The organism is Gemmatimonadota bacterium, assembly GCA_009692115.1.
Lineage (GTDB): Bacteria > Gemmatimonadota > Gemmatimonadetes > Gemmatimonadales > GWC2-71-9 > SHZU01.
The window spans coordinates 275,114-287,107 of sequence record SHZU01000003.1 but is presented as its reverse complement, the minus strand read 5'-3'; the positions used below and the strand labels follow the sequence as shown (position 1 = coordinate 287,107).

Genomic DNA, 11,994 nt, shown 5'->3' with positions numbered 1-11,994 from the left:
CCTGCTTTCAGTCGAGACCGCTGACCGCGGCGGCCCGGCCTCGACGTTAGGTAAGCTTAAGCGCGGCCTGGGCGGGCAACCGGTACTTGGCCCCACTGGCTCGAATATCGAGCGGGCCAAGTGGAATCCGTTGATCGGCGACTTCGAGGCTGCCGCGGAATCCGCGCCGAGCCAACGCGCTCCCGACGGTCGAACGGGCCACGCCGGGGTCGTTGCACTGACGGCTCAAGTGGGCGAGCACGATGAGCGAGAGACCGTCGTGATGGAGTTCGCTCAGCAACTCAGCGGCCACTCGGTTCGACAGGTGACCGCCCGAGCCCGCGATCCGGTGCTGGACCGACGGTGGATAGTCGCTGGTTCGGAGCAACACATCGTCGTAGTTCGACTCGAGGACGATGGCGTCGCAATGACGGAGCAGATGCCGAAGCCCCATGGTGGGGCGACCAAAGTCGTAGGCTAGGCCGATCCGGACGTCGCCGGCTTCGACGACAACCGCCGTCGGCTCGGCGGCATCGTGCAAGGTCCGGCAACTCTCCAGCGAAAACGGACCGATCTCGGTGATCGAGCTACCCCGCAAGACCAGGCGCGGGCATTCCGGCGGCAGGGCCAGCGCTCGGAGGGTCCCTTCGGTGGCGGCGATCGGAACCCCAAACCGGGTCGCCAGCCGCCGGGCACCGGAGGCGTGGTCCCCGTGCTCGTGGGTGAGCACCATAGCCGTGAGTTTGCCCAAGTCGAGGCCGACCAGGGCGGCCCGGCGGGTCAGTTCCTTGGCACTGAACCCGGCATCGAGCAGCAACATGCCTTCCGGACTCTCCAGGACGAAGGCATTACCGCCCGACCCGGAGCCGAGGACCGAGAGCCTGATCACCGGGCCAAGCGACCGTGCAGCGAAGCCAGCGAGGCCTCGAGCTCAGCCGTGACCTCGACGCCGCGGCGCGGCATGACCCGGCGGGCGATGGTGAGGAACCCGTCGAGCGTGAGGTGGTCGCGCTGATCCCAGAAGAACGGCCGGATGTAGCGGGGCAGTTTGCCGGCGAGCACGTTGGCCCCGGCGCCAATGACCGTCCCGGTGGCCAACAACGTGCCGATGCCGGTCTTGGCATGATCGCCGATCAGACTCCCGAGCAGGGAACGGCCGGTTTCCATCCGGCCATTGGGGCCGTCGAGACGGATCGGACCGTAGGTGTTCTTCAGGTTCGAGGTAATCGTCCCAGCGCCGAGGTTGGCCCATTGCCCGACGACGGAGTGGCCAACGAAACCGTCGTGGCTCTTGTTTGCATAGCCCAAGAACACCGAGCCGGAGACTTCACCGTGGACCCGGCAGTGCGGACCGATGGCCGAGTGGCGGATGGCGCCCCCGAGAAGCCAACTGTGCGGCCCGACGTAGAGCGGGCCTTCGAGGCGAGTCCCGGCCCGAACGACGGAGTCGGCCTCGAGCACGATCGGACCCTTGCGGACGTCGAACACCACATGGGGCTCAACCGAGGCGGTTCGCACCACGAGTCCCGCCGGATCGCCAAGAACCACGCAGCCGGGCGGCACGGTGTCGCCGCCATCGTCGCGGAGCGAGGCGCAATCATCCTCGAGCAACCGCTCGCATGCCGCAACCAGGTCGGCGGTCTGTTCGAGCGGCATCCCCCGAATGGCGAAACCGTCAGGCACGGCCTCGGGCCCCTGCCACCGCTGTCCCGGCGGCACCAGCCACGCCACGGTCGCGCCGTTCGACGTGAGACCCGACACCCCGGGGGGAAGCACCAGACCGGTCCCGATCGGGGCAAAGGTGGACCGGACGACGATCGCCGGTCCGACAATCGAGGTTTGATCAACGACCGGGTGCGAGCCCACGTCGGCGAACCGGGGCGTTGCCGGCGAGATCACCCCGGCCACGTCGGCGTTGAGCAACCGCCGCCACCGATCCGAGATCAGGAATGCCCCGGCCCGAAGCTCGGCGATCGGGCGGACCCCCGAGAACGGGAGCCACCCGTCGCCGGGGTCGGCAGGGTCGAGGCAATAGATCTTCATGATACCGCAATCTCCCGAACGGATGGTGGCAATTGTTCGAGGATCTGTTTCAGCCCGGCGGCGTGCCGTCGATCCATGACCAAGATCCGGCCGTTGGCTTCGACCACGACCACGTTCTCGACGCCGGCCATGACGATCGGCATCGTCTCGCTCCACCCGATGGAGTCGCGGGTGTCAACGGCGGTCACGTTCCCCGCCAGGACATTGCGGTTTGGATCGAGCGGCCGGATCCGGGCGAGCGCCTCCCAGGTTCCGATATCGTCCCATTCGAATGGGCCGGGCACCACGACAACCGCCGGACTCCGCTCGAGCACCCCGACGTCGATCGAGACCGCGTGGCAGTGTCGAAAGAAACTCGCGACATCGGCGCGGGCCAGGGCGGGGAGCGCTCCGGCCATTTCCGGCGCATGACGCTCGATCTCCGTGAGCAGGGTGTCGGCCCGCCAGGCAAACAGACCCGAGTTCCAGAGGGCGCCCCGGGCGATCAGGGCGCCGGCCCCCTCGACCGTCGGCTTTTCCTTGAACTCAGCCACCAGGAACCCGCCCTCGACCGGCTGGCCCGGGATGATATAGCCGTACCCGGTCTCCGGCCGGGTCGGCACCACGCCGACCGTCACGAGCCACGGGGCGGTGTCCGCCACCGCCAGCGCGACTTCAGCGGTTCGAACGAACGCCGCCGGATCGGGCACGTGCCAATCCGCGTGGGTCGAGAGCACGACCGCCTCGGGATCGCGGGATCGGGCCACCCAGCTTCCCCAGACCAGGGCTGGGCCGGTCGACTTGGCTTCCGGCTCGACCAAGACATTCTCCGCGGGCACCCCCAGTTTGGTCCGCAGGGGACCGGCGAGCCCAGCGCCGGTTACGAGGAGAATGCGCTCCGGTGGCAGGAGGCCGGCCAATCGCTCAAAGGCCGCTTCCGCGGTGGACCCCGCGCCCGCCAGCGGGAGCAATTGTTTGGGTCGGGTGGGAGTCGACAACGGCCAAAACCGGGTGCCTGACCCGCCGGCCAGAATAACGGCCCACTGCATCAGGCCACCGCGGCGAGAACTGCCCTCGCCGACCGGATGTCGAAGAGAAGCTGGCCCAGATCCCGATCGGGGCGGGCCAGGACGACCAGGGTATGGCGGTCGTCGAGCGACGCGAGGACCGCCATACCCTGACTGAGTTCCACCACCACCGATCCGAGGCTCCCGCCCTCGGCGGCGGTGCCGAGTTGCTCGGCATGACGACGGACGGTCACCGCCGCCGAGGCGACGGCCTCCCGATCGGCCCCGGGGTCCAATTCGTCGTGGATCAACAGACCGTCCTCGCTGATCACCGCCGCGCCGCGGACCGATGAGCGGGAGGGCCACTGATTGATGGTGGAACGGAAAGACATGGATGACCGGGGTCAGAACCTCAGCAGACTAGTCCCTGTCCACGAGCGAAGTCAAGGAAAGACCGTGGGTTGACCGGCCCCGGCGCGGTCCCTAGCTTCCCCCCCGTATGCGCATCTTGGCAGTTATTCCGGTGGTCGCCGCGGTCATCCTCGCCGCCTGCAATGACCCGTTCGCCGTCCTTCCCGCCTCCATCACCAACACGGTGGATACGGTGGAGATCTATGCGGTCAACGGCACGGCCCTCGACCGGCCCAGCGGATACGTGATTCCGAGCCGGAGCTTGATTCGGATTGGCCTGGACCCGGCGCAATACAATGTCGACTTCCTCTACCGGATTGACCCGACCAACGGCTCCGAGTTCGTCCCGTACACGGTGGTGGCGCCGCCGCCGCCGAGCGCGTCAGAGGCGGGCCGAGCCGGGTTTCTCGTCTCGACGGTTGGTTTTGACGCGATTACCGAGGCCGAACAAACCGGATTCGTCGTCAACAAACCGGTCAAGCTCGCGGTGGGTCAGGTGCTGCAGGTGCGTTCGGGATTACCCAACGGGTGCTATCTCGGGATCCCGTACTATGCCAAACTTGAGGTGCTCGGGTTCGACCAGGTCCAGCGGTCGGTCAAGTTCCGAATCCTGGCCAATGTCAATTGTGGGTACCGAGGCCTTGAACCCGGTTTGCCGAAACGGTGATCGACGTCAAGCTGTTCCGCCAAGACCCTGAAGCCTTCCGCCGTTCCATCGCCCGCCGCCAGGATCCCTCGACCGACCAAGCCGTTGAGGCGTTGGCCGGCCTCGACCAGACCTGGCGGGGCCTCGTTGCCCAAGTCGAGGCGCTCAAGGCCAAACGAAACGCCGCCACTGAAGAAGTCGCCAAACGGAAGCGGGCCAAGGAGCCCGCCGACGAGTTGATGGCCGAGCTCCGGGAGTCGGGCGATCGAGTCAAGGCCCTCGGCGCTGAACTCAGGCTGGCCGATGAGGCGCTGCAGCGAGTCGCGCTGGGAATCCCGAATCTGCCTCACCCGAGTACACCCGACGGCGACGCCACCGCCAATCGAGTGGTTCGCGCCTGGAGCGAACCGAAGACGTTTCCGTTTGCCGCCAAGCCGCACTGGGAGCTTGGGGAGACCTTGCGCCTATTCGATCTGCCCCGGGGCGCCAAGATCACCGGGTCGGGCTTCCCGCTCTATACCGGCCTCGGTGCCCGGTTGGTCCGGTCGCTGGCCAATTTCATGCTCGACCTCCATACCCGCGAGCACGGCTACCGCGAGGTTCAGCCGCCCTACCTCGTCAATCGAGCCTCGCTGACGGGCACCGGCCAGCTGCCGAAGTTCGAAGAGGACATGTACCGGACCGCCGACGACCTGTTTCTGATTCCAACCGCCGAAGTCCCGGTCACCAATATCCACCGGGATGAAATCCTCGATGCCGCGGACCTGCCGAAAACCTTCGTGGCGTACACGCCGTGCTTTCGCCAGGAGGCGTTTTCGCACGGCAAGGATACCCGGGGGCTGATTCGGGTCCACCAGTTCGACAAAGTCGAATTGGTCCGGTTGTGCCAGCCGACGGCCAGCGACGCCGACCATCACACCATGACGGGTCATGCCGAGACGGTGCTCCAACGGCTTGGTCTGCCGTACCGGGTTCTCGAACTCGCGGCCGGAGATACCGGTTTCGCCTCGGCCCGGACCTACGACCTCGAAGTCTGGGCTCCCGGCACCGGCGCGTGGCTCGAGGTCTCGAGTTCCAGCACCTTCACCGACTTCCAGGCCCGCCGGGCCAATGTGCGATTCCGGCCGGCGCCCGGCGTGAAGCCCGAGTTCGTGCATACCCTGAACGCGTCGGGAGTTGCTTTTCCCCGGACCATCATCGCCATCCTCGAGAACTACCAGGAGGCCGACGGGTCGATCCGAGTCCCTGACGTCCTGGTGCCATACCTCGGTACCGATCGCATCACGGCCTAACGACATGGCGAGCTCCGACCTGGTCCTCGCGCTCAACCCCGAGCAGCGCGCGGCGGCCGAACATGTCGAGGGCCCGATGCTCGTCCTGGCCGGTGCCGGGTCAGGGAAGACCCGGGTGCTGACCACCCGGATTGCCCTGCTGATCGAGCGCCACGGGGTCCGGCCCGACAAGATCTTCGCCGTCACGTTTACGAACCGGGCTGCCGCCGAGATGAAAGAGCGGATCGGCGCGATGCTGGATCGCGACCCGGCGGGGCTCTGGATCGGCACCTTCCATAGCCTCTCGGCCCGGCTCCTCCGGCGCGAGGCCGAGCATCTCGGGTTCTCCCGGGAGTTCACCATCTATGACGAAACCGACCGATTGGCGCTGATCAAACGCTTGCTGGAGCAGCGGAACGTGTCGCCGAAGATGTTCCCGCCGAAGCTGGTGCAGAACGTGATTTCGAGCGCCAAGAACCGGATGCAGTCGCCCGACCAGCTCCATGCCTCGAGCCCCGATCCGCTGACCGGCGTCGCCGCCGAGATCTACCGGGGCCTGACCACCGCGCTCAAGAACCAGAACGCGATGGACTTCGACGATCTCATGCTCCATCCACTGACCCTCTTCAAGAACCACCCCGAACGGCTGGCCTGGTACCAGCAGCGGTTCGGCTTCGTGCTGGTGGATGAGTTTCAGGATACCAACAAGGCCCAGTACCAGCTGATTCGCGACCTGAGCGCCCGCCATCGAAACGCCTTCGTCGTCGGGGATGATGACCAATCGATCTATGGATGGCGGGGCGCCGAAGTTCGGAATATGCGCGAGTTCCAGCAGGACTTCGAAGGCTGCCGACTGGTCCGGCTCGAAGAGAACTACCGGAGCACCCAAGTGGTGCTCGACGCGGCCAATGCAGCCATTGCGCCGAACGCCGGCCGGATTGGGAAGACCCTTCGGACCCGGCGGAGCGGCGGCCAGCCGGTGACCATGGTGGGTGCCGCCGACGAGCGGGACGAGGCGGAGTGGATCGTGAAGGAGCTGGGCGCCCGACGGGCCTCCGGCGACTACACGACCAGCCAGATGACGGTCCTCTACCGCACCAACGCCCAATCCCGGGCCATGGAAGAGGCCTTTCGCCGCGCCGGCATGACTTACCGGGTGGTCGGTTCGGTGAGCTTTTACGAGCGCCGCGAGGTCAAGGACCTGCTGGCCTACCTCCGGCTCTTGGTGAACCCCGCGGACGATGAGGCGTTCCTTCGAGCGGTCGGGGTTCCCCGACGGGGCATCGGGGACACCAGCCTCGCCGCCCTCCGTGAGGTGGCCGCCACTTGGGGCCGCCCGCTCCTCGACACCTCAAGTATTGCCGAACGGATTGCCGGGCTCCGCCCGAACATCCGAGAGGCCTTCCGCCGGTTTGCCGAGTTGATCGGCGGCCTCAAACAGCGGGTCGGCGGCGACCAGCCCGCGGTGATCCTTGAGGCGGTCATCGAAGCCATCAACTACGAACGGGTGTTGCACGAGGAAGGCCCGGAGGGCAAAGACCGTTGGGACAACGTCAAGGAACTGGTCGCGGCGGCGGCCAGCTGGTCGGAAGTGGTGACCGAAGGCGACGAGACCACCCCGCTCCAGCGCTTCCTGACCGAAGCGGCGTTGTTGTCGGCGGTCGATAAGTCCGACGGCGACGAGGCTGGGGTGACCCTGATGACCGTTCACACCGCCAAAGGCCTCGAGTGGCCCCTCGTCGTGGTGGCGGGCATGGAGGACGGCCTGTTTCCGCTCTCCCGAGCGGCGGAGTCAACCGAGGGACTCGAAGAGGAACGGCGGCTCTTTTACGTGGCGCTGACGCGGGCCAAGGACAAGCTCTACCTCTCCTTTGCGCGGTCGCGGCGGCGGGGCGGGGAAATCCTCCCGAGCATGGCCTCCCGATTCCTCGAAACGATTCCGCCGGGCATTGTCGATGAGAAGACCACGTCGTCGCTGTTTGCCCCGAGCTGGGGCGGCGCCAACCGCTACGGCGGCCGGACCTCGGGCGCCCGATTCGGCGGCAACACCTGGGAAAAACGGCCTCCGCAACCGTCCTTCGGCTCGGCGCCGAAGGCACCCGATCGAGACGCGGTCGAAGAGGTCTCCCAAGACGCGCCGCGCTACGTCAAAGGCGAGCGGGTCAAGCATCGCCGGTTCGGGAGTGGCCTGATTCAGGGTCTCCAGGGCGGCGGAAAGGACCTCAAGGTCACGGTGGCCTTCGATGATCCTGAGTTCGGCACCAAACAGCTCTTGGTGGCCTACGCCGGCCTCGAACGGGATTGGGAGAGCGCATGAGCGTAACGCCGGCCGACGTGGCCCGCCTCGCAGCCTTGGCTGCGCTCGAGGTGGCGGACGACGAGGTGTCCACGTTGGCGGCGCAACTCGACCGGATCGTGTCGTATGTCGGTCAACTCAGAGCCCTGGCCGCGGGCGGAGAGTCTTCGGCCGACGAACCGGCCCCGGCGCCTGGGTTCCGAGCGGATGTGGTGCGGCAACCGCCGATGGCCACGGGCCCGGCGGACTTTGCGCCGCAATTCGTCGAGGGATTCTTCGTGGTACCGCGGTCCCAGGCGCGGGCTGACGGGTGAATCCCACCGCCGTCGCCGCCGATACGGCGGATCGTCTCGACCGGGCCGGTTCGTTAAACGCCGCCTTGGCCTGGTCGCCGGCCGCGCTCGCGGCTGAAGCTCGGCGGGTTGAGGCCCTGGAGCCCGGTGGCCCGCTCTACGCCTGGCCCATCGCCATCAAAGACAACATCGTCACCACCGACTTGCCGACCACCTGCGCCTCGAAGATCCTCGAGGGCTACCGGTCGCCGTTCAACGCCACGGTCATTGACCGGCTTCGGGCCGCCGGCGGGATGGTGGCATGCAAAACCAACATGGACGAGTTCGCCATGGGTGGGTCGACGGAGCACTCGGCCTACGGGCGGGTGCTCCATCCGCTCGACGGAGATCGGGTGCCGGGGGGAAGCTCCGGCGGATCGGCCGCGTTGGTGGCGGCCGGCGTGGTGCCGGCGGCGTTAGGCTCGGAGACCGGCGGCTCGGTGAGACAACCGGCGGCCTTCTGCGGCATCGTCGGCGTCAAGCCGTCCTACGGCCGGGTCAGCCGGTACGGCCTGGTGGCCTTCGGGTCGTCGCTCGACTGCGTTTCGGTCTTCGGGCGGACCGTCGACCACGCCGCCCGGGTGCTGGCCGTCGTCTCGGGCGCCGATCCCGCCGACGCCACCGCCAGGGCGGAGCCACCGCTGGCGCTCGATCCGCCGCGCCACGACCTCCGGGGGCTCACCTTCGGACTGCCGGTCGAATACTTCGCGCCCGACCTCCACCCCGGCGTCCGGGCCGGCGTCGACCGGGCGATCGGCCTGATTCGGGATCTCGGCGGTCGGGTCCAGGACGTGTCGCTGCCGCACACGTCGTACGCGGTGCCCGCCTACTACGTCCTCGCCCCGGCCGAGGCGGCGGCCAACCTGGCCCGATTTGACGGCGTCAGGTTCGGCCTCCGAGAGGGCGGCGATAACGACGTCACCACGATGTACCGGGCCACCCGGGGCCAGGGCTTCGGCCCCGAAGTGCAGCGGCGCATTCTGATCGGGACCTATGTGCTCAGCGCCGGCTACTACGACGCATACTACGGGAGGGCGCAAGCGGCCCGGGCCCGAATCCGCGACGACTTCTCCCGGGTGTTCGGGGCTGGGATCGACGCGCTGATTACCCCGACGACCCCAACGCCGGCCTTCAAGGCCGGTGACAAGACCGCCGACCCCGTGGCCATGTACCTCGCCGACATCTTCGTTTCGGCGGTGAGCCTGGCGGGCCTCCCGGCTCTGAGCCTCCCGGTGGGACGGGACAGCGGTCTCCCGATTGGAGTTCAAGTCATTGCACCGGCCTGGCAGGAAGCCCCGTTGCTGGCCATTGCCGCCGCGCTCGAGGCCCGGCTCGATCCAACGGCCGAGGTCCGCTGAATGAGTTGGGAAACGGTCATCGGCCTCGAAGTCCACGTGCAGCTCGCCACGGTCTCGAAGTTGTTCTGCGGTTGCCCAACCACATTCGGCAGCCCGCCGAATCACAATGTTTGTCCGGTGTGCCTGGGCCTTCCCGGTGCCTTGCCGGTTCCCAATGAGGGCGCCCTCCGGCTCGCCACCCGGGCCGCCTTGGCGCTCGACTGCACGGTCCATCGGCGGAGCGTGTTTTCCCGGAAGAACTACTTCTATCCCGACCTGCCCAAGGGATACCAGATTTCGCAATTCGACCGGCCGCTCGCGACCGGCGGGTCGGTCCGCTGCGAGTCGCCCGAACGGGGACCGATCAGCGTTCCGATCGCCCGGCTCCACGTCGAAGAGGACGCGGGCAAGTCGCTCCACGACCGGTTTGCGAACGCCACCGCCATCGACCTCAACCGGGCCGGCCTCCCGCTCGCCGAAATCGTGACCGGCCCCGATTTGCGAAGTGCCGGCGAGGCCCGCGCCTATCTGACCACCCTGAAGCAAATCCTGGTCTACGCCGGCATCAGCGAGTGCAGCATGGAGCAGGGAAGCCTCCGGGTCGACGCCAACATCTCGCTCCGCCGCCCCGGAGCGCCGTTAGGCACCAAGACCGAAGTCAAGAACATGAACAGCTTCGCCAATGTCGCGCGGGCCATCGACGCCGAGCGGGAACGGCAGCAGGCGCTCCTCGAAGCCGGGCAAGCCGTGGAGCAAGTCACGCTGCTGTTCAATGCGGCCACTGGCACCGTCCGGCCGATGCGGTCGAAGGAAGACAGTCACGACTACCGCTATTTTCCCGATCCCGACCTGCCGGAGGTCGTGCTGTCCGCCGAGTGGATCGCCGAAGCCCGGGCCGCCATTCCCGAATTGCCCGACGCCAAGCGAGAACGATTCGCCGCCGGGTACGGGCTGTCGGCCTACGATGCCAGGGTGCTGGCCGCCGACCGGCGGATCGGCGACTATTTCGAGGCGGTCGTCCACGCCGGAGCGGCCCCCAAGCCCTCGGCCAACTGGGTCATGGGCGAGATCTTGGGCCACTACAACGCCGCCGGGACCGTGCCGGTGCCCGCCGCCACGCTCGCCGCCGTGATCGCGATCGTGGAGCGGGGCGAGGTCAGCCACTCGGCCGGGAAGACTATCCTCGAAGCGATCTCGGCGTCGGGCGAAACGCCGGCCGTGGCGGCCGCCAGACTCGGTTTAATGCAGGTCCGTGACGACGGCGCGCTGGAGGCCTGGGTCGACCAAGTGCTGGCCGCCTCGCCGAAGGAAGTCGAACGGTGCCGGAGCGGGGAAACGAAGTTGCTCGGGTTCTTGGTCGGGCAGGTCATGAAATTGAGCCGTGGCCAAGCCGACCCCAAGGCCATTGGGTCGTTGATCGAAAGGAAACTCGAATGAGTCAGTCCGTGGCTCTGATCCGGCGGGAGTTCCGGGCCCTCGACCGGTTGTACCGGGGGATCCCGGTGGCCTAATTTCGACGGGCCGGGCGGCACCCAAGTGCCGGAACCGGTCATCGAGGCGATGGCCGATTACCTCCGCCATCACAACGCCAACACCCACTGGCACTACCCGAGCAGCCGCGAAACCGACGTCCTGATCGGCGAGGCCCGCCAAGCGGTCGGGGGTTTTTTGAACGCGAGTCCGGACGAGGTCGCCTTCGGGCTCAACATGACCACGCTGACGTTCCATCTGGCACGGGGACTGGTTCGCGGCTGGCAAGCGGGCGACGAAATCGTGGTGACCGAACTCGATCATCAGGGCAATGTGGGCCCCTGGGAGGCGATTGCCCGCGATGCCGGATTGGCCTTAGTTCGGATTCCGTTCCGGGTCGAGGACGGCACCCTCGACCTCGACCGGCTGGTCAGGGCGATCGGCCCACGAACCCGTTTGGTGGCCGTGGGGTGGGCCTCCAACGCGTTAGGCACCGTGACCGATCCGATGTCCGGGTGGCCTGTGACGCGGCCCGGGCCCACGGGGCTCTCTCCTTCGTCGATGCGGTTCACTCGGCGCCCCACGTGCTGCCCGATGTCCAGGCCATTGGCTGCGACTACCTCGGCTGCTCGCCCTACAAGTTCTATGGTCCGCACCTGGGGATCCTCTATGGCCGAAAGGCGCTGATCGACGGCCTCGACATTCCGAAGGTGCGGTCCGCACCCGAGTCGAGCCCCGAGCGACTCGAGACCGGGACCCCAAGCCACGAAGGGATTGCCGGCACGCACGCCGCCATCGATTTTCTCGCCGGCGTATCACCCCACGGCGGCCGGCGGGCATCCCTGATCGCCTCGTACGAGGTCCTGCACGAACGGGCCATGACGTTGTTCCGCCGATTGGGGGACGGGCTCGGGAGCACCCCGGGTGTCCGACGCTTTGGACAGGGGCTCGAGGGGACCAGGACGCCGACGCTTGGATTCGTTGGACCGCGTCAGCTCGAGCCGAGTGGCCAGCCACTTGGCCGAGCAGGCCGTCTTCGTGAGTCACGGCGACTTCTACGCGACGCCCGTGGTGGAACGCCTGGGGTTGGGGGCGGAGGGGTTGGTTCGGGCCGGGTGCGCGTGCTATACGACCGAGGCGGAAATCGACCGGTTGATCGCGGCGGTTCAGAGCATCGGGTAGGGGTGGAACCGGGCGGGCTGATGCCCGCCCTTCGGTAATCG

General features: G+C 67.4%; 11 protein-coding genes and 1 pseudogene. 8 read left to right on the top strand and 4 right to left on the bottom strand.

The window, feature by feature from the left end; translation table 11 throughout:
• Window positions 1-46 precede the first annotated feature (46 nt).
• From EXR94_05670 to EXR94_05655, 4 genes are read right to left on the bottom strand one after another with little or no spacing between them, the layout of a single operon-like run.
• Complete coding sequence (locus EXR94_05670) at window positions 47-868, bottom strand: MBL fold metallo-hydrolase (GenBank protein MSR02212.1); 822 nt, start codon at window positions 866-868, stop codon at window positions 47-49.
• Window positions 865-2,022 (bottom strand): hypothetical protein, encoded by a 1,158-nt coding sequence (locus tag EXR94_05665; GenBank protein MSR02211.1) that lies wholly within the window; start codon window positions 2,020-2,022, stop codon window positions 865-867. Before EXR94_05665 ends, EXR94_05670 begins: the two co-directional genes overlap by 4 nt.
• Window positions 2,019-3,050, bottom strand: a complete 1,032-nt coding sequence (locus EXR94_05660) for a mannose-1-phosphate guanylyltransferase (protein ID MSR02210.1) — start codon at window positions 3,048-3,050, stop codon at window positions 2,019-2,021. Before EXR94_05660 ends, EXR94_05665 begins: the two co-directional genes overlap by 4 nt.
• Entirely contained in the window at window positions 3,050-3,400 is a 351-nt protein-coding gene (locus EXR94_05655) for a hypothetical protein (protein ID MSR02209.1), read from the bottom strand. Before EXR94_05655 ends, EXR94_05660 begins: the two co-directional genes overlap by 1 nt.
• Before the next feature lie 116 nt (window positions 3,401-3,516).
• Between EXR94_05655 and EXR94_05650 the strand changes: the two genes are divergently transcribed.
• From EXR94_05650 to EXR94_05615, 8 genes and pseudogenes are all read left to right on the top strand, one after another.
• The gene (locus tag EXR94_05650; protein MSR02208.1) at window positions 3,517-4,086 is read left to right on the top strand and encodes a hypothetical protein; all 570 of its coding nucleotides are present in this window, start codon (window positions 3,517-3,519) and stop codon (window positions 4,084-4,086) included.
• On the top strand, window positions 4,083-5,357 hold the full coding sequence (locus EXR94_05645; GenBank protein MSR02207.1) for a serine--tRNA ligase: 1,275 nt from the start codon (window positions 4,083-4,085) through the stop codon (window positions 5,355-5,357). The genes EXR94_05650 and EXR94_05645 overlap by 4 nt, the downstream gene beginning before the upstream one ends.
• 4 nt (window positions 5,358-5,361) lie before the next feature.
• Window positions 5,362-7,653 carry an ATP-dependent DNA helicase PcrA gene (locus EXR94_05640; protein ID MSR02206.1) on the top strand — a complete coding sequence of 764 codons (2,292 nt, stop codon included), beginning with the start codon at window positions 5,362-5,364 and terminating at the stop codon, window positions 7,651-7,653.
• On the top strand, window positions 7,650-7,946 hold the full coding sequence (locus tag EXR94_05635; protein MSR02205.1) for an aspartyl/glutamyl-tRNA amidotransferase subunit C: 297 nt from the start codon (window positions 7,650-7,652) through the stop codon (window positions 7,944-7,946). The genes EXR94_05640 and EXR94_05635 overlap by 4 nt, the downstream gene beginning before the upstream one ends.
• Complete coding sequence (gatA, locus tag EXR94_05630; GenBank protein ID MSR02204.1) at window positions 7,943-9,322, top strand: Asp-tRNA(Asn)/Glu-tRNA(Gln) amidotransferase subunit GatA; 1,380 nt, start codon at window positions 7,943-7,945, stop codon at window positions 9,320-9,322. The genes EXR94_05635 and gatA overlap by 4 nt, the downstream gene beginning before the upstream one ends.
• Window positions 9,323-10,738: an Asp-tRNA(Asn)/Glu-tRNA(Gln) amidotransferase subunit GatB gene (gatB, locus tag EXR94_05625; GenBank protein MSR02203.1), complete on the top strand. Its 1,416-nt coding sequence runs from the start codon at window positions 9,323-9,325 to the stop codon at window positions 10,736-10,738.
• Between the two features lie 161 nt (window positions 10,739-10,899).
• A pseudogene (locus tag EXR94_05620) lies at window positions 10,900-11,580 on the top strand (aminotransferase class V-fold PLP-dependent enzyme).
• 115 nt (window positions 11,581-11,695) lie between these two features.
• Window positions 11,696-11,953: an aminotransferase class V-fold PLP-dependent enzyme gene (locus EXR94_05615; GenBank protein MSR02202.1), complete on the top strand. Its 258-nt coding sequence runs from the start codon at window positions 11,696-11,698 to the stop codon at window positions 11,951-11,953.
• The last annotated feature ends 41 nt before the right edge of the window (window positions 11,954-11,994 follow it).